The sequence below is a fragment of the Pseudorhodoplanes sp. genome (genome assembly GCF_059499825.1).
Genome location: NZ_JCABZI010000001.1, coordinates 244,675 through 266,548, shown reverse-complemented (window position 1 = coordinate 266,548; position 21,874 = coordinate 244,675). Strand labels below are relative to the sequence as shown.

At 63.0% G+C, this 21,874-nt stretch carries 28 protein-coding genes; 14 read left to right on the top strand and 14 right to left on the bottom strand.

Annotated features, from left to right (window positions below):
* Nucleotides 1-80: 80 nt before the first annotated feature.
* The 8 genes from AC5I5I_RS01380 to AC5I5I_RS01345 all read left to right on the top strand — a co-directional run bounded on the left by AC5I5I_RS01380 (nt 81) and on the right by AC5I5I_RS01345 (nt 7,575).
* Nucleotides 81-1,718: an acyl-CoA dehydrogenase family protein gene (locus AC5I5I_RS01380; RefSeq protein WP_495969336.1), complete on the top strand. Its 1,638-nt coding sequence runs from the start codon at nt 81-83 to the stop codon at nt 1,716-1,718.
* A gap of 146 nt (nt 1,719-1,864) precedes the next feature.
* Complete coding sequence (locus AC5I5I_RS01375) at nt 1,865-2,317, top strand: baeRF12 domain-containing protein (RefSeq protein ID WP_495969335.1); 453 nt, start codon at nt 1,865-1,867, stop codon at nt 2,315-2,317.
* 61 nt (nt 2,318-2,378) lie between these two features.
* Nucleotides 2,379-2,570, top strand: coding sequence for a twin transmembrane helix small protein (locus AC5I5I_RS01370; RefSeq protein WP_495969334.1), 192 nt, complete (start codon nt 2,379-2,381; stop codon nt 2,568-2,570).
* A gap of 4 nt (nt 2,571-2,574) precedes the next feature.
* Nucleotides 2,575-3,159 (top strand): cob(I)yrinic acid a,c-diamide adenosyltransferase, encoded by a 585-nt coding sequence (locus tag AC5I5I_RS01365; protein ID WP_495969333.1) that lies wholly within the window; start codon nt 2,575-2,577, stop codon nt 3,157-3,159.
* 157 nt (nt 3,160-3,316) lie between these two features.
* Entirely contained in the window at nt 3,317-4,069 is a 753-nt protein-coding gene (locus AC5I5I_RS01360) for an electron transfer flavoprotein subunit beta/FixA family protein (RefSeq protein WP_495969332.1), read from the top strand.
* On the top strand, nt 4,066-5,010 hold the full coding sequence (locus AC5I5I_RS01355; RefSeq protein ID WP_495969331.1) for an electron transfer flavoprotein subunit alpha/FixB family protein: 945 nt from the start codon (nt 4,066-4,068) through the stop codon (nt 5,008-5,010). Before AC5I5I_RS01360 ends, AC5I5I_RS01355 begins: the two co-directional genes overlap by 4 nt.
* A gap of 38 nt (nt 5,011-5,048) precedes the next feature.
* On the top strand, nt 5,049-5,927 hold the full coding sequence (locus AC5I5I_RS01350; RefSeq protein WP_495969330.1) for a 3-hydroxybutyryl-CoA dehydrogenase: 879 nt from the start codon (nt 5,049-5,051) through the stop codon (nt 5,925-5,927).
* A gap of 199 nt (nt 5,928-6,126) precedes the next feature.
* Nucleotides 6,127-7,575, top strand: coding sequence for a GNAT family N-acetyltransferase (locus AC5I5I_RS01345; RefSeq protein WP_495969329.1), 1,449 nt, complete (start codon nt 6,127-6,129; stop codon nt 7,573-7,575).
* A 12-nt stretch (nt 7,576-7,587) separates the two neighbouring features.
* On the opposite strand, the gene AC5I5I_RS01340 is transcribed toward AC5I5I_RS01345, so the two are convergent.
* The 13 genes from AC5I5I_RS01340 to AC5I5I_RS01280 all read right to left on the bottom strand — a co-directional run bounded on the left by AC5I5I_RS01340 (nt 7,588) and on the right by AC5I5I_RS01280 (nt 14,674).
* Entirely contained in the window at nt 7,588-8,250 is a 663-nt protein-coding gene (locus tag AC5I5I_RS01340; protein WP_495969328.1) for a glutathione S-transferase family protein, read from the bottom strand.
* Nucleotides 8,247-8,708, bottom strand: a complete 462-nt coding sequence (locus tag AC5I5I_RS01335; RefSeq protein WP_495969327.1) for a hypothetical protein — start codon at nt 8,706-8,708, stop codon at nt 8,247-8,249. Before AC5I5I_RS01335 ends, AC5I5I_RS01340 begins: the two co-directional genes overlap by 4 nt.
* Before the next feature lie 22 nt (nt 8,709-8,730).
* Entirely contained in the window at nt 8,731-9,258 is a 528-nt protein-coding gene (locus AC5I5I_RS01330; RefSeq protein WP_495969326.1) for a DUF1579 domain-containing protein, read from the bottom strand.
* 33 nt (nt 9,259-9,291) lie between these two features.
* Nucleotides 9,292-9,828 carry an SRPBCC family protein gene (locus tag AC5I5I_RS01325; protein ID WP_495969325.1) on the bottom strand — a complete coding sequence of 179 codons (537 nt, stop codon included), beginning with the start codon at nt 9,826-9,828 and terminating at the stop codon, nt 9,292-9,294.
* Nucleotides 9,829-9,840: 12 nt separating this feature from the next.
* On the bottom strand, nt 9,841-10,353 hold the full coding sequence (locus AC5I5I_RS01320) for an SRPBCC family protein (RefSeq protein ID WP_495969324.1): 513 nt from the start codon (nt 10,351-10,353) through the stop codon (nt 9,841-9,843).
* 51 nt (nt 10,354-10,404) lie between these two features.
* Nucleotides 10,405-10,812: a VOC family protein gene (locus AC5I5I_RS01315; protein ID WP_495969323.1), complete on the bottom strand. Its 408-nt coding sequence runs from the start codon at nt 10,810-10,812 to the stop codon at nt 10,405-10,407.
* Nucleotides 10,813-10,920: 108 nt separating this feature from the next.
* Complete coding sequence (locus AC5I5I_RS01310) at nt 10,921-11,283, bottom strand: DUF1428 domain-containing protein (protein ID WP_495969322.1); 363 nt, start codon at nt 11,281-11,283, stop codon at nt 10,921-10,923.
* A gap of 57 nt (nt 11,284-11,340) precedes the next feature.
* Nucleotides 11,341-12,135, bottom strand: a complete 795-nt coding sequence (locus AC5I5I_RS01305) for a DUF899 domain-containing protein (RefSeq protein WP_495969321.1) — start codon at nt 12,133-12,135, stop codon at nt 11,341-11,343.
* Between the two features lie 7 nt (nt 12,136-12,142).
* Nucleotides 12,143-12,529, bottom strand: coding sequence for a VOC family protein (locus AC5I5I_RS01300; protein ID WP_495969320.1), 387 nt, complete (start codon nt 12,527-12,529; stop codon nt 12,143-12,145).
* A gap of 34 nt (nt 12,530-12,563) precedes the next feature.
* On the bottom strand, nt 12,564-13,208 hold the full coding sequence (locus AC5I5I_RS01295; RefSeq protein ID WP_495969829.1) for a glutathione S-transferase family protein: 645 nt from the start codon (nt 13,206-13,208) through the stop codon (nt 12,564-12,566).
* Between the two features lie 23 nt (nt 13,209-13,231).
* On the bottom strand, nt 13,232-13,861 hold the full coding sequence (locus tag AC5I5I_RS01290) for a glutathione S-transferase family protein (RefSeq protein ID WP_495969319.1): 630 nt from the start codon (nt 13,859-13,861) through the stop codon (nt 13,232-13,234).
* Nucleotides 13,862-13,895: 34 nt separating this feature from the next.
* Nucleotides 13,896-14,234 (bottom strand): SRPBCC family protein, encoded by a 339-nt coding sequence (locus tag AC5I5I_RS01285; protein WP_495969318.1) that lies wholly within the window; start codon nt 14,232-14,234, stop codon nt 13,896-13,898.
* Nucleotides 14,231-14,674, bottom strand: a complete 444-nt coding sequence (locus AC5I5I_RS01280; RefSeq protein ID WP_495969317.1) for an ArsR/SmtB family transcription factor — start codon at nt 14,672-14,674, stop codon at nt 14,231-14,233. Before AC5I5I_RS01280 ends, AC5I5I_RS01285 begins: the two co-directional genes overlap by 4 nt.
* Nucleotides 14,675-14,825: 151 nt before the next feature.
* Here AC5I5I_RS01280 and AC5I5I_RS01275 point away from each other — a divergent pair, with 151 nt between their 5' ends.
* Together AC5I5I_RS01275 and AC5I5I_RS01270 are read left to right on the top strand one after the other, a co-directional pair.
* Nucleotides 14,826-15,248: a hypothetical protein gene (locus AC5I5I_RS01275; protein WP_495969316.1), complete on the top strand. Its 423-nt coding sequence runs from the start codon at nt 14,826-14,828 to the stop codon at nt 15,246-15,248.
* 7 nt (nt 15,249-15,255) lie between these two features.
* Nucleotides 15,256-15,450, top strand: a complete 195-nt coding sequence (locus AC5I5I_RS01270; RefSeq protein WP_495969315.1) for a putative motility protein — start codon at nt 15,256-15,258, stop codon at nt 15,448-15,450.
* Here AC5I5I_RS01270 and tlpA read toward each other — a convergent pair.
* On the bottom strand, nt 15,442-16,107 hold the full coding sequence (gene tlpA, locus AC5I5I_RS01265; RefSeq protein WP_495969314.1) for a thiol:disulfide interchange protein TlpA: 666 nt from the start codon (nt 16,105-16,107) through the stop codon (nt 15,442-15,444). The two genes, AC5I5I_RS01270 and tlpA, sit on opposite strands and share 9 nt — an antisense overlap.
* Nucleotides 16,108-16,134: 27 nt before the next feature.
* Here tlpA and argH point away from each other — a divergent pair, with 27 nt between their 5' ends.
* From argH to AC5I5I_RS01245, 4 genes are all read left to right on the top strand, one after another.
* A complete protein-coding gene (argH, locus tag AC5I5I_RS01260) occupies nt 16,135-17,526 on the top strand; it encodes an argininosuccinate lyase (protein ID WP_495969313.1) in 1,392 nt (463 codons plus the stop codon).
* Between the two features lie 120 nt (nt 17,527-17,646).
* Nucleotides 17,647-17,889, top strand: a complete 243-nt coding sequence (gene lptM / locus AC5I5I_RS01255; protein WP_495969312.1) for an LPS translocon maturation chaperone LptM — start codon at nt 17,647-17,649, stop codon at nt 17,887-17,889.
* A gap of 7 nt (nt 17,890-17,896) precedes the next feature.
* The gene (lysA, locus tag AC5I5I_RS01250; protein ID WP_495969311.1) at nt 17,897-19,159 is read left to right on the top strand and encodes a diaminopimelate decarboxylase; all 1,263 of its coding nucleotides are present in this window, start codon (nt 17,897-17,899) and stop codon (nt 19,157-19,159) included.
* 130 nt (nt 19,160-19,289) lie between these two features.
* Nucleotides 19,290-21,872, top strand: coding sequence for a TIGR02302 family protein (locus AC5I5I_RS01245; protein WP_495969310.1), 2,583 nt, complete (start codon nt 19,290-19,292; stop codon nt 21,870-21,872).
* Nucleotides 21,873-21,874: the final 2 nt, after the last annotated feature.

The following is a 21,874-nucleotide window of genomic DNA, read 5'->3' as shown; positions in this document are numbered from 1 at the left end:
GTCTGTTGCCGTGATCCATCTGTTAACGGGGCTTTACCATGCCAGCCGCAGCGCAACGGTCCGACGTCTCGGATGCTTTCATGCCCCTTGCCCGCGAGGCTGTGGCGTTTGCGGAAGCGCTGTTTCAGGACGCGCAGATTGCGGTGCGGAAGCGCGTCGCGACCGAAGGCGGCGACACCATGAACCGCGTCTTCGACCGCGAGCAGCGTGCGACCCACGGACTTGCATGGCTCGCGACCTATGTCGAAGCGCTGCGCCAACTCGTAGCCTATGCCGAGCGGATGCAGGCGGAAGGCAAATACGGCGAGATCGAGGACCTGCAGGTCCGTATCGGCTTCGGTGAGTATCTGGCGCAGATCCTCGGCGGCATTCCGATGAGCCAGGGCGAGACGGTGCGGCTGTCCGATCTCGGCCTGCCGCGTGCGGATGTGGCGTCGCGCATGAAGCCCGCGGTCGATCATCTGATCGACACCGGCAACACGTCCGCACGACGCGCACGCCTCGCCGAGATCATCAATCATCACACCGAGCCGACCTACGGCAATGCCGGTCTCGACGAGACGCTGGAAGCGATCCGTGAAGAGATGAGGAAATTCTCGGCGAGCGAGGTGGTGCCGTATGCCCAGGCCTGGCATCTAAAGAACCAGTATATTCCGCTCGATGTGATCGACCAGATGTCGGAACTCGGCGTGTTCGGGCTGACCTTGCCCGACGAGTATGGCGGCATGGGGCTCGGCAAGGAATCCATGTGCGTGGTGTCGGAGGAATTGTCGCGCGGCTATATCGGCGTGGGCTCGCTTGGCACCCGATCGGAAATCGCAGCCGAACTCATTCTCGGCAGTGGCACCGAGGAGCAGAAGCGCAAGTGGCTGCCGCTGATCGGCTCGGGCGAAATCCTGCCGACTGCCGTTTTCACCGAGCCGAATACCGGATCGGATCTCGCCTCACTCAAGACCCGTGCCGTGCGCGACGGTAATGTCTACAAGATCTACGGCAACAAGACCTGGATCACCCATCCGGTGCGCGCCGACCTGATGACGCTCCTAGTCCGCACCGATCCAAATCAGAGCGGGTATCGCGGCCTGTCGATGCTGCTTGCGGAAAAGCCGCGCGGCGATGACAAGAATCCGTTTCCTGCGCCTGGCATGTCCGGCACCGAGATCGAGGTGCTGGGCTATCGCGGTATGAAGGAGTACGAAATCGCCTTCGACGGCTTCGAGGTCAGCACCGACAACCTGCTCGGCGGCATCGAGGGGGCTGGTTTCAAGCAATTGATGCAGACCTTCGAGGCCGCTCGCATCCAGACCGCGGCGCGCGCGATCGGCGTGGCGCAGGCGGCGATGGATCAGGGTCTTGCCTACGCGCAGCAGCGGTCGCAATTCGCCCGTCCGATCGTCGAATTTCCCCGCGTCGCCGACAAGCTTGCGATGATGGCGGTGGAAATCCTGATCGCGCGCCAGCTTACCTATTACGCCGCGCGGCAGAAGGATTCAGGGCGGCGTTGCGACCTCGAAGCCGGCATGGCGAAGCTCCTGGCCGCCCGCGTCGCCTGGGCCGCCGCCGACAATGCGGTGCAGATCCATGGAGGCAACGGCTTCGCGCTCGAGTTTCCAGCCTCTCGCATCCTGTGCGATGCGCGCATTCTCAATATTTTCGAGGGCGCGGCCGAGATCCAGGCGCAGGTGATCGCCAAGCGCTTGCTTGACGGCAGCAACTGAGACCATTTGCATCGGCTCCGTGACATGGCCGTTCGCCGTTCGTGCTTCGACTGCGCGGCAACCGAAATCGCTCCGAGGCGTTGACCTGCCGCAAGGCGGGCTTATTTGCGATAAGGTGCCCTGACAGCCCGCAAGGAGAGCATTTGATGTCTTCGAAATCGATCAAGATCGAGCAGGATGAGTGGGTTATTGTCTGTGACGGCGCCAAGGCGCTGTTTCTGCAAAATGCGGGGGATTCGAAGTTTCCGAATTTGCAGACCCGCGAGGTGATGGAACAGGAGGTGCCGCCGACCAGTGAACTGGGCACCGACAAGCCGGGCCGCTCACATTCGTCGGTGGGGCCTGGCCGGTCCTCCGTGCAGCAGACGGATTTTCATACCCAGCAGGAAGAGGAATTCCTGCGCTCGATCATGATCAAGCTCGATGCTGCCGCGCAGTCCGGCCAGATGAAGTCGATCATCATCGTGGCGCCGCCACGTGCGATCGGGGTGCTTCGCCAGCATTACACGCATGCGCTGAAACAGGCGGTTCGCGAGGAAGTCCAGAAGGATTATGTGAAGATGCCGGTCTACGAGATCGAAAAGCATCTCGCGGCCTGACAGCGGGCGAGTGCCTGCCGGACCGGTAGTCGCGCTGCCAGTCCGGTGATAGAAAGCCGTAATGTCAAATCCGTTCTATACTCTCATTCCGTTCGCCATCGGTGCGGTTGCCATCGTTCTCGTCTTCGGCCTTGTGAACATGCTACGTGGCGGGTCGCCGCACCTGTCACAGAAGCTGATGCGGCTGCGCGTGCTGTTGCAGGCGATCGCGCTTGTCATCATCATGCTGGCGATTTGGATGATGGGACGCTGACCGCATGGTGATCCTCAACCGTATCTACACGCGCACCGGTGACGACGGCACCACCTCCCTCGGCTCCGGCGAGCGGCGCAAGAAATACGATCTGCGGGTCGATGCCTATGGCACGCTCGACGAAGCCAATGCCGCGATCGGGATCGTGCGGCTCCACACCAAAGACGACGCCCAACTCGATGGAATGCTGAGGCATATCCAGAACGATATCTTCGACGTCGAAGCCGACCTCTGCATTCTCGACGGCAGCAAGGGCAAGGGACCCGGCGGCCTGAAGCTTAACGTCACCGAAAAGCAGGTGCGCTGGATCGAGGAGCAGATCGACGCGCTCAACGAGACCTTGCCGCCGCTGCGCTCGTTCATCCTGCCGGGCGGGACGCCGGCCGCGGCCTACCTGCATCTGGCCCGCACGATGTGCCGGCGCGCCGAGCGGCTGATGGTCGCGCTGCGCGATCAGCCGGGCGAAGACGTCACGCCGGAGGCGATCCAGTATGTGAACCGGCTGTCGGACTTTCTGTTCGTGGCGGGCCGCCATGCCAATGACCGGGGCGAAAAGGACGTGCTCTGGCAGCCCGGGCAGAACCGCTGACGGAGCGTCCGGAGACGCGCCGACCCTTGCCGGGCCCCCAAAACCTCACTAACGCTGTGCAGAGGGCACACGGTTCGTCTGCCATACACGCCGTTGACACCCACGCCCTCCCACTCTTAGGTAGCCGCCTGATCTCGCATCTGCGAAGGCTTCGATCATGAAAATTCTCGTGCCCGTCAAACGGGTTATCGACTACAACGTCAAAGTGCGGGTGAAGGCGGACGGCTCCGGGGTCGAACTCGCCAACGTCAAAATGTCGATGAACCCGTTCGACGAGATCGCGGTGGAAGAGGCGATCCGTCTGAAGGAGGCCGGCAAGGCGACCGAAATCGTCGCCGTCTCGATCGGCCCGGCGCAGGCGTCCGAGACCATCCGCACCGCGCTTGCCATGGGCGCCGACCGCGGCATCCTGGTCAAGGTCGACGCGATGCCGGAGCCGCTTGCCATCGCCAAAATCCTGAAGGCCATCGTCGAGGCGGAGCAACCCGGCCTCGTAATCATGGGCAAGCAGGCGATTGACGACGATTCAAACCAGACCGGCCAGATGCTTGCCGCCTTGCTGGGCTGGCCACAGGGCACTTTCGCCTCAAAGATCGTGATCGATGGTGGCGACGTGTCGGTGACGCGCGAGGTCGATGGCGGACTGCAGACCGTGAAGCTGAAGGGCCCGGCGATCGTGACGACCGACCTGCGCCTGAATGAGCCGCGCTATGCGAGCCTTCCCAATATCATGAAAGCAAAGAAGAAGCCGATCGACGAGAAGGCCCCGGCCGATTACGGCGTCGACGTGAAACCGCGGCTGGAAGTGCTGAAGACAGTGGAGCCGGGCGGCCGCAAGGCCGGTGCGAAGGTCGGCTCCGTTGCCGAACTTGTCGAGAAGCTGAAGAACGAGGCGGGCGTATTGCAATGACCACCCTTCTGATCGCCGAGCACGACAACGCTCATCTCAAGGACGCGACCGCCAAGGCGATGACCGCCGCCAGGGCGCTCGGCGGCGATGTGCATGTCCTCGTCGCCGGCAAGGGCGCGCAAGCCGTAGCGGACGCGGCGGCGAAGCTCGACGGTGCGAAAAAAGTGCTGCTGGCGGACGGCGATGCCTATCAACATCAGCTCGCGGAGCCGGTCGCAGCGCTCGTCGTCTCGCTGGCTAAGGATTACGACGCGATCGTCGCGCCCGCGACCACCAACGGCAAAAACTTCATGCCGCGGGTCGCGGCGCTGCTCGACGTGATGCAGGTCTCCGACATCATCAAGGTCGAAGCTCCGGACACCTTCGTGCGGCCGATCTATGCCGGCAATGCGCTGCAGACGGTGAAGTCGACCGACCCGAAGAAAGTGATCACCGTCCGCACCTCGACCTTCCAGGCGACGGGCGAGGGCGGTTCGGCTCCGGTTGAAACCGTGGCGGCCGTTGCCGATCCCGGCGTGTCGGCCTTCGCCGGCGAGGAATTGTCGAAATCCGACCGGCCGGAACTCACCTCCGCCAAGATCATCATCTCGGGCGGCAGGGCGATGCAGAATCGCGAGAACTTTACCAAGTATATCGAGCCGGTGGCCGACAAGCTGGGCGCTGCCATGGGCGCGTCGCGCGCCGCGGTGGACGCGGGTTATGCCCCGAACGACTGGCAGGTCGGGCAGACCGGCAAGGTGGTGGCGCCGGAACTCTACATCGCGGTCGGCATTTCGGGCGCGATCCAGCATCTCGCCGGGATGAAGGATTCCAAGGTGATCGTTGCTATCAACAAGGACGAGGAAGCGCCGATCTTCCAGGTCGCGGATTACGGCCTCGTCGCCGATCTGTATCAGGCGCTGCCGGAGCTGGACGCCGAACTCGGCAAGCTCAAGCGCTGAAAATCAAGCTCCCCTGCCGGGGAGGAGTGAAGGACAAAATGGCGCATATCAAAAAGGTCGGCGTGATCGGGGCAGGCCAGATGGGCTCGGGGATCGCCCATGTCTGCTCGCTCGCCGGTTATGACGTGAAGCTGCACGACGTATCCGCCGACCGCATCAAGCAGGCGCTCGCCACCATCAACGGCAACATGGCGCGCCAGGTGTCGAAGAAGATCATCACCGAGGAACAGCGTCAGGCTGCGATCGCGAAGATCGTGGCCGCGCCTTCGATGGAAGACTTCTCCGAGTCCGATCTGGTGATCGAGTCGGCCACCGAGCAGGAAGAGGTCAAAAAGAAGATCTACAATCAGCTGTGTCCGTCGCTGAAGCCCGAGGCCATTCTTGCGACCAACACATCGTCGCTGTCGATCACGCGGCTCGCATCCGCGACCGACCGGCCGGAGAAGTTCATCGGCATCCATTTCATGAATCCGGTTCCGCTGATGGAGCTCGTGGAGATCATCCGCGGCATCGCCACCGGCGATCCCACCTTCGAGACGTCCAAGCAGTTCGTTAGCACCCTGCACAAGACCATCGCGGTGGCGGAGGATTTCCCCGCCTTCATCGTCAACCGCATCCTGCTGCCGATGATCAACGAGGCGATCTATACGCTGTACGAGGGCGTCGGCACCGTGGACGCGATCGACACCGCGATGAAGCTTGGTGCGCATCATCCGATGGGCCCGCTGGAGCTGGCCGACTTCATCGGCCTCGATACCTGCCTCTCGGTGATGCAGGTGCTGCATGAGGGGCTGGCGGATTCGAAATATCGCCCCTGTCCGCTGCTGGTGAAGTATGTCGAGGCCGGCTGGCTCGGCCGCAAGACGAAGCGCGGCTTCTACGACTATCGCGGCGAAAAGCCGGTACCGACGCGGTAGCAGACCCAAAGCTCCTCTGCGAAATCTGCGAAGTCGCACCGCCGGCCTTTGTGCCGCGAGCGGTGCGTGAGACCTGCAGGTTAATCCCGTCGCTTGGCGCAGGGCGCGGCCTGCGGTGCGGGGCGTCATCTCGTTGGAATCTTAATTTAGGAATTTCTGGCATTCTCGAAGCGATCGCCGATCGAGGATCGACCAGACGATGACATCGCCAACACGCCCGCGGCATAGCGAATTGCATCTCATGCTCGACGCCGGGCGCCGCGACCTGGTCCGCGCCTTCGTGCGCGAGGCCGCGCTCGCCGAAGGTGTGCCGGTATCCTGCGCGAGCCTGATCGCCGATGATTGTGCGGAAGTCTGGCTGACGGTGTCGGCCGACGCGTCGGGCCAGGACCGGGTCCGTATCGCGCTGTCGGTCGCCCGGCGCGAGATCAAGGCGAGCATTACACTCTCCGGCCACTCGCGATTTGCGAAGGTGGTGGCGGCGCTGGGCGGCCGCTTGCAGCCCGATGCCGGTATCTCGTGTCGCGAAGCCGGGATCGACGGCTGGGAGATCAGCCTGCATCGCAGCCTGGGCGGGTTCGCCGAGGCGCTGGCCTCGGCACCGGCGCCTGCAGCCGAGCCGGTTGTGGAGTCACCGGCCTCGACAACGCCTGCCTCGGGCGAGTTTCGCATCGACTTGCCGGAGCAGACCGATACGGCGGCGATCGCCCGCTGCTTCCTAGCGGTCTACGGCCATCACTATGTCCACTCCGACGTGTTCTCGCCCCATCGATACTGGTCGAGAGTCGAGAGCGGCGAGTTGATCCCGGTTGTCGCGCGGGGCAGTGACGGCGACGTGATCGGCCATCTCGCGCTGGAACGCGAATCCGGCGCGCTGGTCGCCGAACGTGGCGAGGCGGTGGTGCTGCCGGAATACCGGGGCCATCACCTTCTGGAGCGCATGACCGAGCGTCTCTCCGACGAAGCGCCCAAACGCGGCCTGCTCGGCATTTATGCGGAGCCGCTCACCATCCATACCTTTTCCCAGCGCAATGACGAGCGTGCGGGAATGCCGATCTGTGCGGTGCTGCTCGGGGCCAATCCGGAAAGCTTCCGGCCCAAGGATATCGCGTGTCCGACCGCCGGACAGCGCCAGAGCTATCTGCGCACGTTCCGGTTCGTGCAGCCGCCGGCCGCGCGCGCGATCCAGGCGCCTGCGCCCTACCGCGAGATGCTTCTCAAGATCTACAAAAGCCTCAACGTGACGGTGACGGTGGCAGACGCATCGGGCGCGGCTGCCCCGGACTCGCGCACCGCCATCAAGGTCAACGATCGCGGCTATGGCATGATCCGGTTCGAGCGGATCGGTCCGAGTTGCGCCATCGAACTCGAGCAGGCGCTGCGTGACGTGCGGGCGCTGGGCGCGCACTCGGTGCAGCTGTCCGCTCCGATCGCCGATCCGGGGCTCGGGCACCTGACGGATGCGGCCCGCGGCCTCGGCTTCTTCTTTTGCGGCGTGGGCCCCGCCTTCGCGGATGGCGCGGACCTTTTCCTGCTTCAGCTGCTCACCGAGCCGCTCGACACCGGCAAGCTTCAGCTATTCACCGACCAGGCCAAGGACATGGTGGCCTTCATCGATCGCGATCGAAGCGAAACGGCGAAGGCGTAGGGCAGACGCCCGCTACGCCGCCTCGTTCTGCGGGAACATGTGCAGGTAGGGTTTCGCCTCGTCCAGCACGAGCGAAAACGAGGGGCGCCGCTTCAGCCGGTCGAGATAGCCGGCGATTCCAGGGTGACCAGGCTTTAGCGGAATGATCTTGTCGGCGTAGAACAGCGCCGGAGCTGCAGCGCAATCGGCCATCGTAAACGTGTCGCCCATGGCCCAGGTCCTGCCAGCGATGTCACGTTCGATCATGTCGAGCGTCGCGCGCAGGTGCGTGCTTGCCTGCTCGACGCCATAGGGATCGCGATGGCCTTCCGGTCGCAGGCGGCCAAAGACGACCCGCTGCACGTTCAGGTTCACGTAATTGTCGAACACGCGATCCTTCACGTGCATCTCGAAAGCAACATCGGCATCGTCCGGGATCAGCTGCACGGCGCCGCGGAAATGCCGGTCGAGATGCGCGATGATGACGCTGGTCTCCGGGATGATGCGGTTGCGCGCCTCGTCGCGTAGCACCGGAAACTTCCCGACCGGCCATATTTTCAGGAATTCTGCATGCTGGGTCTCGTCCATCAGATCGACCATGTGCGGCGTGAAAGGCGTATCGTTCTCATACAGCGCGATCAGAACTTTCATGCAGAATGACGATAGCGGGTGGTAATAGAGCGTGAGGCCTGTCATCCCGTTTGCCTTTCGATGTTGTGTTCTTGCGGTGTGGTCCGAGGCGTCTGACCAAGGCGTCCTCCGACCAAGGTGAGCGGCAGCGCGGATACGACCAGCGCGATCGGGTACCAGGCTGGGCCCAGATCCATGCCGATCGCGGCGGAAGCGCCGATGGCGCTGAGAAGGGTGCCAATGCATCCGAGGATCAGAACGTGGCGCATCGGCGAGGCGGGCGCGAGCCTCGCCGTGACATAGCCGCCGATGACCGCGTAGACGCTGCGATAGAACAACGCGAGCAGGTTGTCGTCTGTGTCGCGCATCGGCTCGCCCCATGGTGGATAGACATCCAGCATGTGAAGAACCTGATCTGTCGCGAGCGACAGGACCGCGACAGATAGAAAGCCGGCAGCAATTGCCCCGGTGCTGCGCAGCAGGCGGCGTGCCGGCGGCGATCCTTGAATGGCGCGGTCTGTCATTGTCGGGATCCGCGATCGCGCGCTATTTCTTGCGCCGGTAATGCGCGGTCATGAATTTGTGCCACCGGCCGTCCGGGCCAAGCATCTGCGACGACAGGATCCAGTGGTCGTCGTTCTCGACCGTGACGATATCCTGGTACTTCGCCATGCCGCCGTCGCCCGTCATGCTCGGGCCTTCGGCATCGAGCGTGAGTACCTTGCCGGCTGCGTCGAGCGAGCCTTCGTACAGCCAGAGATGCGTCATCATCGAAGCAGTGAAGGTGCCGACAAACTTACCCTTCGCAGCATCGAAACCGAGCGTGATGATGCTGCGCATGTCGCCGCCGCCGGGCATTTCGCCCCAGCCTTCATAGATGGTCCACAGGTCGCCAAGCGATCGGGTGATGCAATTGCCGGTCGACTTCATCGGCGGCTGGTCGGGGCTCATTATGCACTCGCCCTCGAAGCTCCACTCGCCCACCATCCGCAGCAGCCAGCGATGTTCCTTGGTCGGCTCCGCCATCATCGGGCAGTTGTCCTGGTTGGTATCGGTATTCTCGGCAACGGACATCGGCTTTCCTCCTTCTCTCTGCTGCGAAACGGTTCATCGCTCGGCGAGCGCCTTGAGGTCTTTCAGGCCGCGTTCCATGTCGGCCCCGAGCATCTTGTCGAGGTCCACAAATACGCACATGACCTTGGATATCAGCGGCATTGGGCCGTGCATCGCCCAGGTCATGCTGGTGGCGTTACCTTTCGGGGCAAAAGTATATTCGACGATGTTGTTGGCGTTCATCGGGCGGATCATTTCAAGATTGAGCTTGATGTTCGCGGGCGTCACCTCCGTTACGGTGAGCGAACCGGCGCCGACGTCGCTGTTGCCGTCCCATTCGAGTTTCGAACCGGGGCCGCTCGCCGGACCGCTAAAGGTCTTTTTCATGGCGAGATCTTTCTTCTCATAAGGCGACCATTCCGCGCCGCGCCGCAGATCGGAGAGAATGCCGACAAGCTTCTCCGGTGGTGCGGCGATGGTCTCGGTGCGCTGGACCCGGAAGGTGTCGGGCTGGGTCGCCACGGCATAGCCCACGACGCCGACGACGCCGACGGCGAGTACGACGATGATGATGAGCAGGATCTTCAGCATTTCAGTGTTCCGCTACTGGTTCGCGAGATGGGCATCGAGCTTGTCGAAGATGCCGGCGAAGCTGACGTGTATCGAATCGAACATGCCGACAAACGTACTAACCTCGGCCGGCGTGGCATTGATCGGCGTCGATCGGGCGGTCACGATCGTTGCGCCATCTTCCTCCGCAAAGGTCACCACATTGTGGAATTCGAGCGGGAACCGGCTTTCAAGCCGCGGAAAGGGCGCGCGCCTAAGGCTGCCATTTTCGTCGGAGAATCCGTTGACGTATTCCAGTTGCTCCGGCGCGCGGATCAGCCCATAAATGAACCGTCCGTAGACCGGCTGGCCAGGCTCGAATTCCATCGCATAGTGGAACATGCCGCCGGGTCGGAAATCGAACGTCAGCACGCGGATCGCCGCGTCCTTCGGTCCCCACCATTTGGCGATCTGATCGGCCTCGCTGTAAGCCTTCCACACCCGTGCGCGCGGCGCCTTCACGATGCGGGTGACGACGAAGTCCTGTTCGAGCATGGTCGCGGTCATGTAAGCGGTACTTTCGCGGGCAGTCTCATGGCTTGGACCGGACATGCGGCGTTATGCCGGGACGATAATCATCCAGCTCACGCCGAAGCGGTCGACGAGCATTCCGAATGTTCTCGCGAAGAAGGTTTTCGTGAGCGGCATCCGGACCGTCCCTCCCTCCGCAAGCGCAGCGAAGAAGCGTGCTGCTTCCGGCTCGTCTCTTGCCGTCACGGACAAGGTAAAGCCTTCGAATTTCGGCGCCGTCGCGTCCATTCCATCGGAGGCCATCGCGGGCGAGCCATTCACGCTAAAGCTCGCGTGCATGATCTTGTTGGGGTCCGCCGGGGTGCAGCCGGGCGGTGGCGTCTCCGGGTTGTCTTTGAAGCGCATCAGCATGTCGATTTTCGCGTCGAGCGCTTTCGCGTAGAAGGTCAGGGCTTCTTTGCATCGTCCATTGAACATCAGATAGGGCGTAGGCATCGGGGTGCTCCTTGAGTGGTGCGCATGACCGGGCGATCGCGCGCCGTTCGGCGAAGGATGCGCGTGTTTTGAACGACAGTTGCGGGTTGCTGGCGGATCGCCAGCGGTCTAGAGGTCGACGAAACTCTTGAAGCCGCCCCAGATCATGCGCTTGGTGTCGAACGGCATCTTCTTCGGGTCGCTCATCATCTCGGCGAGGCGCTTGTCCTTCATCACCTTCTTCATGATGGAGTCGCGTTGCTTGCGCGACTTGTAGGTGATCCAGGAGAACACCACGACCTCGCCCTTCTTCAGCTTCACAGCCTGCGGGAACGAGGTCCACTTGCCTGGCTTGACGTCGTCGGCGACGCATTCGTGATAGTTGATCGCGCCGTGTTCCTTCCACACCTTGCCGGCGAGCGTGGCGATGCGCTCATAATCCTTCAGCTTCTTCTTCGGCACCGGGATGATGAATCCGTCGACGTAAGGCATCTCACTCTCCTGGAAAAAATCTGTGGTCCGGCTGCTTTCGTTCAGCCGTTCTCGCGCTCAGTTGGAATGGCAGCAGCCAGCGACCACGGCGGGCTCCCAACGCCCGACGGCATTCACACGTCCGGGCGCACCGTAGCGGTCGTGATGGCGCACCCAGTCGGTGAGGTCGAAGTTCGGCCCGTTTTCGTTCCGCCCCTTCGGCGTCAGATCGAGATACATGTAGGCGCCAAGCACTTCCTCGGCCCCGCGCCCGAAGGCCGAGTAGGTGTGGAAGATTGCGCCGCTCTCGTCCTTGTAGAACACGCTGAGACCCGACAGATCCTCAAGCGGCACGGCGATCTCGTGGTAATTGTAGAGGACCGTGCCGTTGTCGACCTGGTCCGGCGTGAACGAGACACCGAAATCGTAGTTGAAGTCCGAGCCGAAGGACGAGACCCAGCGGAAGCGCCAGTTCATCCGTCGCTTCACGGCCTCGATCTCGGGCAGCGGCGTGCGCGCAATCGCAACATAGCTCACGTCATGATGCTCGATATGCATCAGCACGCCGTCGATGTGATCGACCTCGAACGAGCAGCCGACGCAGGGGTTCTTCTGGCCGGGGGGCAGCATGAAATGCTTGACGATGAGCTGGCTGCGGCCGTCGAACAGATCCGACAGCGACTTGCGGCCAACCGGCGTGTCGAAGACATAGTCCTTCTCGATCCTGACCCACGGTAGTGCACGCCGCTTCGCGCTCAGTTCATCGCGCAGCCGCGTCATCTGCTTTTCTTCCACGAGCAACGTCTTGCGCTCCTGCAGCCAGTCTTCGCGCGAAACGACCCGGTGATCGGACATATTCGATTGCGACATCATGGCCTCCTCACATCGTGGCCGGCGTCATCCAGCCAATGCCTGCGCCGCCCGGCTCGCGCAGGATGGCGATGCGGCCGACGTCAGGCACGTCGAAAATCGGCCGCATCAGCTGCGCGCCCGCCTTCACAGCCTGCTCGACCCGTGCATCGACATTGTCGACCGCGAGATAGGACATCCAGCCTTCGGGCACGCCGTCGAATTTGGGTGAGGCAAGCTCGAACAATCCGGCGACCGGCTCGCCACCCATGAATGCGCACCAATAGGTACGGCCGTCTTCATGCGCCATCGGCATGCCCTCGAAGGTCCAGCCGATGGTTTCGGAATAGAATTGTTTTGCGCGCGTGACGTCGCGCGTCAGCAATTCGTTCCAGTGGAAGGTGCCGTGTGCGGACATGCTTCACTCCAGTGTTCTGTGTCGCTGCGCCCGTTCACGCCGCCATTTTGAAATCGGCGATCTGGGCATTCAGCGCGCGCTTGAAGGCGGGCCTTTCCGTGCAGCGCTCCAGGTAGGCAGCGAGGCGATTGTCGCTTGTGACGATCTCCGTGTGATCGAGAATTCTCAACACCGTCGTCATCATCAGATCGCCCGCGGTGAAACGCTCGCCATCGAGATAGGATTTCGTCCCGAGCGACTTGGAAAGTGCTGCGAGCCGCCGCTGTGCGAATTCGACGGCACCCGGCCGGCGCAGCTTGGCCCATTCCTGATCCGCGTAGAACAGATCGATCAGGGCAACGTTGACCAGGAACGGCTCAATGGAATTGAGAGCGGCGATCAGCCACTGCGTCGCTCGCGCGCGGGCCATCGATTCCCTTGGCAAGAGTGCTTCGGACCGCTCTCCGATATTGAGCACGATTGCACCGGACTCGAAGAGTGTGAACCCGTCCTCCTCGAGAATTGGAACCTGACCGAAGGGCTGCAGCGCCCGATAATCCGGTTTGTCCTTATCGTCTTGATCGAGCAGCCGCGTTCTGTATGGAAGCCCGGCCTCCTCCAGCGCCCAGCGCACGCGCAGATCACGCACCTGGCCCTGCGCAAAATCCGGAACCCATCTGAAGGCAGAAATCGTGATCATGTTGCGCACTCGTTCAGAGGCGGTCAGGCCGCGCGTGCCTGGGTCGAGGGGAAGGGCTCACGCCAAGCCGGAATATCTTCGAGCTGTTCTTTCCAGCGCGCGATGTTCTTGAAGCCTTGAAGCGGAAGTTTGATCGTCTCGGCCTGGGGCAGGGTGACCGAAACCGCAAAGTCAGCCACCGTCAGATGATCGCCCAGCAGAAAGGTCCGGCCTTCAAGCTCACGGTCGAGAACGGCAATGAATTGCTTGGCAAAACCGATTGCTTCCTCGACGGCCTTCTCGTCCGGAGCGCCGATGCCGAATTTCGGCTTGATCACGTGATTGAAATACAGCGTGCCGGCGTGGCGGGTGAAATGCTCCGAGTTCCATGACAGCCATTTGAGGACTTCGATCTGCTTGACCGGGTCGGTCGGCCAGAGATCGGATTTCGCCTTGTGTGCGAGATGGCACATGATGGCGTTGGATTCCCACAATGCGGTGTCGCCGTCCATGAGCGCAGGGATCTTGCCGTTTGGATTGATGGCGAGATAGGCGGGAGACTTATGCTCGCCTTTAGCAAGGTCGACACGGACGTATTCGACCGGCGCATCGAGGTACTTTGCGACGGCGCAGACTTTCTGTCCGTTGATGGTCTCGAAATAATAGAGCTTCATGATTGCGTCTCCTGTTGTCAGGCGAAAAGGTCTGTCAGACGAACAGCTTTTCGAGCTTGTCGAGCGAGCCGGACCAGCCGCGCTGGTGACCGTCGCGGGCGGCTTCGTCGAAGAATTTCTCGTGCAGCAGCGTCAGGATCGAACCGTCGCCGTCGCGCTTGATGGTGACGGTAACGAGCGACTCACGCTCCTTCATCGTGTGCCAGGCCCAGGTGAAGACCAGCCGCTCGTTCGGCACGACTTCACGATAGACGCCGCCGACCTGATGGTGCTCGCCATCCTCGGTACTGAAGGCGATGGTGAAGCCGCCGCCGACGCGCAGATCGATCTCGGCTTTGGTTACAGGCCCGGCATCAGGGCCGAACCATTTCACGATTTTCCGCGGGTCCGTCCACGCGGCGTAGACTTTTTCCGCCGGCGCATTGAGACGACGTTTGAGGGTGAGGCTTGGCTTGGCAACGGCGTCGGCGTGGGCGACGGACATGAGTCTTCCTCCACAAAAGCGGCAAGGCGATCGAGCTGCTTCGACCAGAATTGGGCGTACCGGTTCAGCCACAGCATGGCGTCCTCCATGGGAGCGGCCGTCAATTCGCAGGTAACGACGCGCCCCGTCTTGGAGCGCCGGATCAGCTTGGCGTCGGAGAGCACGTCGAGATGCTTCATGATCGCCGGCAGCGAGACCGGGAAGGGCTTCGCAATCTCGCTGACGGACATGCCGTCCTGCTCGGAGAGCCGCGCCAGGATCGCGCGGCGCGTAGGGTCGGACAAAGCCGCGAACGTGGTGTCCAGTCCGTCATGTTGATAGTAAACCATATGGTTAAGTATAGGGGCGGCAGTCGGCGCGTCAAGGAGAAAAGATTGGGATGTTGTCCGGCTGGCCGGGGCGTTCGCGGTAAATGCGGTGTTAAGAGTGCGTTAGGCCATTCGTAACGCCACTCCTGCAGGATCGGCGGCGGAGCGCAGCATGGCCGGCTATGGCGTGAAAAAAATGAATTGGGTGCGGACCCCGTCTGCGTACCAAAGCATGACCGCGTGGCGGGAGAAGCGCAAAGCCTTCCAGGAGAAATACGAAACCAATATGCAGAATGTGGTCGCATCGCTGCAGACCGCATGGACCGATGTCGGCTACAATATCGGCGAGACCGCCGCCAACAAGGCTCTGGCCCGTATTCAGGCGGAGGCCAGGGCCAAGCAGGAAAAGGCTGCCGCTGCGGCCGCTGCGGAGGCGAACCGTGTCGAGGCGCCGAAACAATCGGCGTTCAGCTACAACGACTCAGTGACGGTGAGTGGCGGCGCTCAGATCAATCTGTCCGCCAATACGATCACGCACAGCGACGGCACGGTCATCGATCTGAAGACCGGCATCAAAGTCAATGTAACGGTGTGAGACGGCTATGGATGTCGGAGCTTTGGCAGCAGCTTTCGCAGGCGCCTCTACGGCGAAGCTGCAGATGGCGGCTGCGGCGAAGATGATGAAGATGGATGCCGATGCGCAGGCCGCCGTCGCGCAGCTCCTCGAATCCGCTCAGGACAACATGAAGTCCCTGGTCGCGGCCGGCATCGGCGGCAATCTCGATATATCAGTCTGACGCCTTGCCCAGCGCGGTCCGGATGAACGCGATCGCGTCGCCGCTCGCCCATTCCGCAGGGCCGGCGAGGGTTGCGACTTCGCAGCCATTGCGGTCGACGAGGATCGTGGTCGGCATGCCGAAGGCGCGCCCCTTCTCCTTCAGCTCCTGAAAGATCTTGGCGCTGTTGTCGGCGTAATAGCCGAGCGAGGCGATCCCGGTTTCGGTCAGCCAGGTCTTGGCTTTTTCGGGGTTGCGGGTGTCGATATTGACCGCCACGACCTCGAAATCCGGGCCGCCGAGTTTCTGCTGCAATTCGTCGAGGGCCGGCATTTCCTTTTTGCACGGCGCGCACCAGGTGGCCCACAGGTTCAGGAGCACGGTCCTGTTCTTCCAGTCGGCCAGTGTCCGATCCTTGCCGTCGCTGTCGCGGAAAGAGAGCCCCGTGAGCGGGATCGGACTCTTGGCGGGGGCAAGGGCTGCGACCTCGCCGCGCGCAAGCGGCTGGAGTTTCTGCGCCAGCTGCGCCGCCGGCCGGCAAACCTCCGGAATCGCCGATTTGCGCACCAGCGCTCCCATCCCGTATATCCCCACCAGCGCCACGCCGACGCCCGCGAGCCCGCCCAGAAGCATGACCAGCAGACGCTTTTTGGCGAAGGATCGGGTATCGGACGGCATGGATCAGAACACTCTCAGGTCACGGTCATGAGCAACAAGATGTGGGGCGGGCGCTTCTCGTCGAGCCCCGATGCGATCATGGAGGCGATCAATGCCTCGATCGACGTCGACCGGCACCTGTATCGCCAGGACATCGCCGCGAGCAAGGCCCATGCGGCAATGTTGGCCGAGCAGGGCATCATTGCGAGGGACGACGCAAGCCAGATAGCCGCAGGGCTGGACACGATTTTGTCAGAAATCGAGCAGGGCCGGTTCAACTTCCAGCGTGCGCTCGAAGACGTCCACATGAACGTGGAATCGCGTCTGGCCGACCTGATCGGGCCGGCGGCCGGACGCCTGCATACTGCGCGATCGCGTAACGATCAGGTTGCTACCGATTTCCGGCTCTGGATGCGGGACACCATCGATCAGCTCGATGCGGCACTTATCGATTACCAAACCGCGCTCGCGGAAAAGGCGCTCGAACATGCCGACACCGTCATGCCCGGGCTGACGCATCTACAGACCGCCCAGCCGGTGACCTTCGGCCATCATCTGCTCGCCTTTGTCGAAATGGCGGAGCGGGATCGCGGCCGCTTCGCCGATGCGCGCAAGCGTTTGAACGAATGCCCACTCGGCTCGGCGGCGCTGGCGGGAACCTCGTTTCCGCTCGACCGCGAGATGACCGCCAAGGCTTTGGGCTTCGACCGCCCGACTGCGAATTCGCTCGATGCGGTGTCGGACCGCGACTTCGTGATGGAAACGCTTGCAGCGGCGACGATCGCGGCAGTGCATTTGTCGCGCATCGCGGAAGAGATTGTGATCTGGACGTCGCCGCTCACCGGGCTGATGCGGCTGTCGGACAAATTCACCACCGGCTCATCGATCATGCCGCAGAAGCGCAACCCCGACGCAGCCGAACTGGTGCGCGCCAAGGCCGCACGCATCGCAGCGGCCTTTCAGGCCATTGTCGTGGTGATGAAGGGGCTGCCGCTCGCCTATCAGAAGGACATGCAGGAAGACAAGGAAGGCGCGATGGACGCGCTTGGCGCGTTGTCGCTTTGCATCGTCGCCATGACCGGCATGGTGCGCGACATCGAGCCGGATGTGGGCCGCATGAAGAAGGCGGCTGGTGAGGGCTATGCCACCGCGACTGATCTCGCGGACTGGCTGGTGCGCAGCCTCAATATCCCCTTCCGGCAGGCACATCACATCACCGGCAGCATCGTCGCAGAGGCGGCGAAGGCCGGACTGCCCCTGCACCGCGTACCGCTGGCCGAGATGCAGAAGGTCGAGCCGGGGATCACCGACGACGTGTTCAAGGTGCTCTCCGTCGACCGCTCGGTGCAGAGCCGGACCAGCTATGGCGGCACCGCGCCGAAGAATGTGCGCCTGCAGGCCAGACGCTGGCTGAAACGGCTAGGCAAGGGCGGCAACTGAGGTATTTCGGCCGCAGCGAAAGAATTTCGTTGGGAATGCCGTGCGATCAGGGATTTCGCCATGTTCGGCGGGTCTGATATGGTCCGCGCCGTTCGGGGGGTTCCCTAAGTGATCCGTGGCTTGTCTACCTTATTTTACCGCCTCGCGGTCGTGGCCTTGCTGGCTGCGGCGCTGGGACTCTCCGCCTGCGGCCGAAAAGGTCCGCTGGATGCACCGCCTGGCGGCCTCGCGGCCAATCCGACCGGCTCGCTTGACGAGGAGACCGAGGAGGGCGGAGAGGTGATCAAGCGAGGGTCCGCACGCGGCTTGCCGATCATCCGCGGCCCGGACCGCAGCATTCCGCTCGACGTCCTGCTGAACTAATCAGGCCATGCACCATTTTGCCTATCGCAACGGTGGTCTTCACGCCGAGGCGGTAGATATCACCGCCCTCGCGGACGCAGTCGGCACGCCGTTCTACTGCTATTCCACCGCAACCCTGGAGCGGCATTACCGCGTCTTTGCGGATGCATTCGCCGACGTGCCGTCGCTGGTCTGCTACGCGGTCAAGGCCAATTCCAACCAGGGCGTGATTGCGACGCTGGCGCGGCTCGGCGCCGGTGCCGACGTGGTGTCGGCCGGCGAGCTGAAGCGCGCGTTGGCTGCCGGCATTCCGCCGGAGAAGATCATGTTTTCCGGCATCGGCAAGACGGCTGCCGAACTGGCCGCTGCGGTCGAGACCGGCATCCTGTGCGTGAATGTCGAATCCGAGCCGGAACTTGATCTGTTGTCACAGGTCGCCTCCGGAAAGGGGCGCCGCGTCGACATCTCGATCCGCGTCAATCCGGACGTCGACGCAAAAACGCATGCGAAGATCGCGACCGGCAAATCCGAGAACAAATTCGGTATTCCGATCAGCCGGGCGCGCGAGGTGTACCGGCATGCCGCCTCGCTTCCCGGCATCCATGTCGCCGGCGTTGACATGCATATCGGCAGCCAGATCACCGAGTTGTCGCCGTTCGCGGATGCGTTCGCGCTGCTGTCGGATTTCGTGCAGGAATTGCGCGCCGACGGCCATACCATTTCCCACGTCGATCTCGGCGGCGGTCTCGGCATTCCGTATCGCGAAGGCGACGACATCCCGCCCGATCCGGCCGCCTATGCGAAAGTGGTGAAAGAGGCCACACGCGGACTTGGCTGCAAGCTCATCTTCGAGCCCGGCCGGCTGATCGTCGGCAATGCCGGCATTCTGGTTACGCGCGTGATCTACGTGAAGCACGGCGAGGCCAAAACCTTCGTCATCGTCGACGCTGCGATGAACGATCTGATCCGGCCGACGCTGTATGAGGCCCATCACGACATCATCCCGGTGCGGCCGATTGCAGGCGATAGCTGGATCCGCGCCGACGTGGTCGGGCCAGTCTGCGAAACCGGCGATTACCTTGCGATCAACCGCGACCTGCCGGAACCCAAGGCCGGGGACTTGCTGGCGGTGATGACCGCGGGGGCCTATGGCGCGGTGCAGGCTGGGACCTACAACACCCGGGCGCTGATCCCCGAAGTGCTCGTCAATGGCGACGCATGGTCGCTGGTACGGCCCCGCCTCGAAGCCGACGCATTGATCGCGCTCGATCGCATGCCGCCCTGGCTGTGACGCCGGAACCGGATGCCTGAGCCATGCGACATGGCCTGCTCCTTGCTTCGCACTTCCAGGTTTCGTGACTATGTGGGCTGACGGGGCGTGTTAAGCTTTGTAGATCGCAGCTTCCCAAGGGATCAGGCCTTTGACCGACAACCTGACGCAGGGCTCTGAAAATACGACGGTTTCCCCGCAGCGCGAGGTCGACCGGTTACTCGCCAGGGGAATCGCCAAAGCCCGCTGGTCGATCCTGTGGGAGCGGTCCTGGCCTCCTCTTGCCGCTTTCCTGACGGTCTGCGGGCTGTTCCTTGCGCTCTCATGGCTTGGGCTGTGGCTGTGGCTGCCACCGTTGGCGCGAGCCGCTGGCGTCGTCATTTTCGGCTTGCTGGCACTGGCCGCCTTGTCCCCTTTCGCGCTGGTCCGGATGCCGAGCGCCAACGAGGCGCTGCGACGGCTGGATCGCGAAAGCGGATTGCCGCATCGTCCGGCGATCACCCTGACCGACCGGCTTTCGGCCCATGCGGGCGATGCCATGACTCAGGCGTTGTGGCGGGTGCATGTCGAACGCGCACTGGCCGCCGCACGCAAGCTGCGCGCCGGCTGGCCGATGCCACGACTGCCCGCGCGGGATCCGGTGGCCATCCGGGCATTGGTGCTGGTGCTCGCGGTCGCGACCTTTTTTGCAGCCGGCGGCGACCGGGACCGGCGCGTGGCCGCCGCCTTCAACTGGCATGGCGCGGTGACGCCAGCGAATTATCGCGTCGATGCCTGGGTTGCGCCGCCGACTTACACCCAGCGTCCGCCGGTGATTCTGCCGGGATTACGGTCAGGCGAAGTGCAGCGGGCCTCCGCACCCGTGATCGTGCCTGCAAACTCGATTCTGGTGATACGGGCCAGCGGCGCCACCGGGCTCGATGTCGCGTTGCGTGGCGGCATCAAGATCGACGACAAGACCGACGCTGCGGCGCAGCCCGCTGCCGCGGGCACCGAGGAGCGCCGCTACGTGATTGCCGAAAAGGGCGAGGTCACGTTGCGCGGCATCGGCGATCCGGTCACTTGGAGCTTCGACGCCGTTCCCGATCGTGCGCCGTCGATTGCATTGACCAAGGATCCGGAGCCGCAGGCGCGCGGCTCGCTGATGCTGAATTACAAGCTTGAGGACGATTACGGCGTCTCGGAAGCGCGCGCCCTGTTCACCCTGAAGCCGCAGCTTGACGAGTTTGGCATGAAGGGCGGCGGCTTCAAGACGCCGCGTCCGTTATTCGACGCGCCGGACATGCCGCTGACCCTGCCGCAGGCGCGCACACGCAACGGTGTCGGACAGACCTTGCGCGATTTGTCGAGCCATCCCTGGGCCGGCGCCGAGATCGCGCTGACGCTGCGCGCACTCGACGATGGCGGCAATGAGGGAGTGTCCGAGCCCTTCGACATGCGCCTGCCGGAGCGGCTGTTCACAAAGCCGATGGCACGTGCGCTGATCGAGCAGCGGCGCGTGCTTGCGCTCGATGCAGAGACCAAGCCGAGGGTGCTGACAGCGCTCGATGCGCTGGCGATGGCGCCTGAGGTCTTCCAGATCGAGGCGTCGGTCTATCTCGGGCTTCGCTCGATCTACTGGCAATTGAACCGCGCCAAGTCCGACGACTCGTTGCGTGACGTGGTCGCGCGCCTGTGGGACATGGCGACGAAGATCGAGGACGGTAATCTCTCCGACGTCGAAGCCGCCTTGCGCGCGGCGCAGGAGGCGCTGCGCGAGGCGCTCGAACGCGGCGCCACCGAAGAGGAAATCAAGAAGCTCACCGACGATCTGCGCGCCGCACTCGACAAGTTCCTGCAGGCTCTGGCCGAGGAGATGCGCAAGAATCCGCAGACCGCTCGTCAGATGGATCCGAATGCGCGCAACCTGCGCTCGCAGGATCTCAAGAACATGATCGACCGGATGGAGCAGCTTGCCCGCTCCGGAGCCAAGGATGCAGCTCAGCGGCTGTTGCAGGAATTGCAGCAGATGCTGGAAAACCTGCAGATGGCCCGCCCCGGTCAGCAGGGCGATCAGGATTCGGACGACATGATGTCGGCGCTCGACGAGCTCGGCAACATGATCCGCGAGCAGCAGCAATTGCGCGATCGGACTTTCCGTCAGGGCCAGGATCAGCGGCGCGAGCGTCAGCGCGGGCAACAGGGCCAGCGAGGCCAGCAGGGCGAGCAAAAGCCCGACACCGGCGAATTGCGGCAGAATCAGCAGGCGCTGCGCGATCAATTGCAGAAGCTGCTGGAGCAACTCAAGCAGCGCGGCATGGGTCAGCAGGGCGAGGATGGCCAGAACGGCATGGATCAGCTCGGCAAGGCCGGCGAAGCCATGGGCGAGGCCGAAGGCCAGCTCGGCGACGGCAATGCCGACGGTGCCGTCGGTTCACAGGGCCGCGCACTTGAAGCGCTTCGTCGCGGCGCTCAGGGCATGGCGCAGGCCATGCAGCAGCAGCCCGGAATGGGCCAGGGGCCGGGGCAGCCCGGCCGCAACGGACCCTCGCGTGCACAGCAGGAGACCGATCCGCTGGGCCGGCCGCTGCGCCAGGGTCGCGATTACAGCGACGATTCCACGGTCAAGGTTCCGGGTGAGATCGACGTGCAGCGCGCGCGCCGCATTCTGGACGAATTGCGTCGACGTTTTTCCGATCCGGCGCGGCCGCAGCTCGAACTCGATTATCTTGAGCGGCTCTTGAAGGATTTCTGAGC

What these genes read in the sequence shown, in the direction of transcription:
- AC5I5I_RS01325 (WP_495969325.1), bottom strand. Translation starts at nt 9,828, where the DNA reads ATGCTGAAGATCCTGCTCATCATCATCGTCGTACTCGCCGTCGGCGTC.
- AC5I5I_RS01330 (WP_495969326.1), bottom strand. Translation starts at nt 9,258, where the DNA reads ATGTCCGTTGCCGAGAATACCGATACCAACCAGGACAACTGCCCGATG.
- AC5I5I_RS01370 (WP_495969334.1), top strand. Translation starts at nt 2,379, where the DNA reads ATGTCAAATCCGTTCTATACTCTCATTCCGTTCGCCATCGGTGCGGTT.
- AC5I5I_RS01375 (WP_495969335.1), top strand. Translation starts at nt 1,865, where the DNA reads ATGTCTTCGAAATCGATCAAGATCGAGCAGGATGAGTGGGTTATTGTC.
- AC5I5I_RS01340 (WP_495969328.1), bottom strand. Translation starts at nt 8,250, where the DNA reads ATGACAGGCCTCACGCTCTATTACCACCCGCTATCGTCATTCTGCATG.
- AC5I5I_RS01365 (WP_495969333.1), top strand. Translation starts at nt 2,575, where the DNA reads ATGGTGATCCTCAACCGTATCTACACGCGCACCGGTGACGACGGCACC.
- AC5I5I_RS01345 (WP_495969329.1), top strand. Translation starts at nt 6,127, where the DNA reads ATGACATCGCCAACACGCCCGCGGCATAGCGAATTGCATCTCATGCTC.
- AC5I5I_RS01305 (WP_495969321.1), bottom strand. Translation starts at nt 12,135, where the DNA reads ATGATGTCGCAATCGAATATGTCCGATCACCGGGTCGTTTCGCGCGAA.
- AC5I5I_RS01310 (WP_495969322.1), bottom strand. Translation starts at nt 11,283, where the DNA reads ATGCCTTACGTCGACGGATTCATCATCCCGGTGCCGAAGAAGAAGCTG.
- lysA (WP_495969311.1), top strand. Translation starts at nt 17,897, where the DNA reads ATGCACCATTTTGCCTATCGCAACGGTGGTCTTCACGCCGAGGCGGTA.
- AC5I5I_RS01270 (WP_495969315.1), top strand. Translation starts at nt 15,256, where the DNA reads ATGGATGTCGGAGCTTTGGCAGCAGCTTTCGCAGGCGCCTCTACGGCG.
- AC5I5I_RS01295 (WP_495969829.1), bottom strand. Translation starts at nt 13,208, where the DNA reads ATGATCACGATTTCTGCCTTCAGATGGGTTCCGGATTTTGCGCAGGGC.
- AC5I5I_RS01300 (WP_495969320.1), bottom strand. Translation starts at nt 12,529, where the DNA reads ATGTCCGCACACGGCACCTTCCACTGGAACGAATTGCTGACGCGCGAC.
- AC5I5I_RS01360 (WP_495969332.1), top strand. Translation starts at nt 3,317, where the DNA reads ATGAAAATTCTCGTGCCCGTCAAACGGGTTATCGACTACAACGTCAAA.
- AC5I5I_RS01320 (WP_495969324.1), bottom strand. Translation starts at nt 10,353, where the DNA reads ATGACCGCGACCATGCTCGAACAGGACTTCGTCGTCACCCGCATCGTG.
- AC5I5I_RS01280 (WP_495969317.1), bottom strand. Translation starts at nt 14,674, where the DNA reads ATGGTTTACTATCAACATGACGGACTGGACACCACGTTCGCGGCTTTG.
- AC5I5I_RS01275 (WP_495969316.1), top strand. Translation starts at nt 14,826, where the DNA reads ATGGCCGGCTATGGCGTGAAAAAAATGAATTGGGTGCGGACCCCGTCT.
- AC5I5I_RS01350 (WP_495969330.1), top strand. Translation starts at nt 5,049, where the DNA reads ATGGCGCATATCAAAAAGGTCGGCGTGATCGGGGCAGGCCAGATGGGC.
- AC5I5I_RS01290 (WP_495969319.1), bottom strand. Translation starts at nt 13,861, where the DNA reads ATGAAGCTCTATTATTTCGAGACCATCAACGGACAGAAAGTCTGCGCC.
- tlpA (WP_495969314.1), bottom strand. Translation starts at nt 16,107, where the DNA reads ATGCCGTCCGATACCCGATCCTTCGCCAAAAAGCGTCTGCTGGTCATG.
- argH (WP_495969313.1), top strand. Translation starts at nt 16,135, where the DNA reads ATGAGCAACAAGATGTGGGGCGGGCGCTTCTCGTCGAGCCCCGATGCG.
- AC5I5I_RS01355 (WP_495969331.1), top strand. Translation starts at nt 4,066, where the DNA reads ATGACCACCCTTCTGATCGCCGAGCACGACAACGCTCATCTCAAGGAC.
- AC5I5I_RS01335 (WP_495969327.1), bottom strand. Translation starts at nt 8,708, where the DNA reads ATGACAGACCGCGCCATTCAAGGATCGCCGCCGGCACGCCGCCTGCTG.
- AC5I5I_RS01380 (WP_495969336.1), top strand. Translation starts at nt 81, where the DNA reads ATGCCCCTTGCCCGCGAGGCTGTGGCGTTTGCGGAAGCGCTGTTTCAG.
- AC5I5I_RS01315 (WP_495969323.1), bottom strand. Translation starts at nt 10,812, where the DNA reads ATGCCTACGCCCTATCTGATGTTCAATGGACGATGCAAAGAAGCCCTG.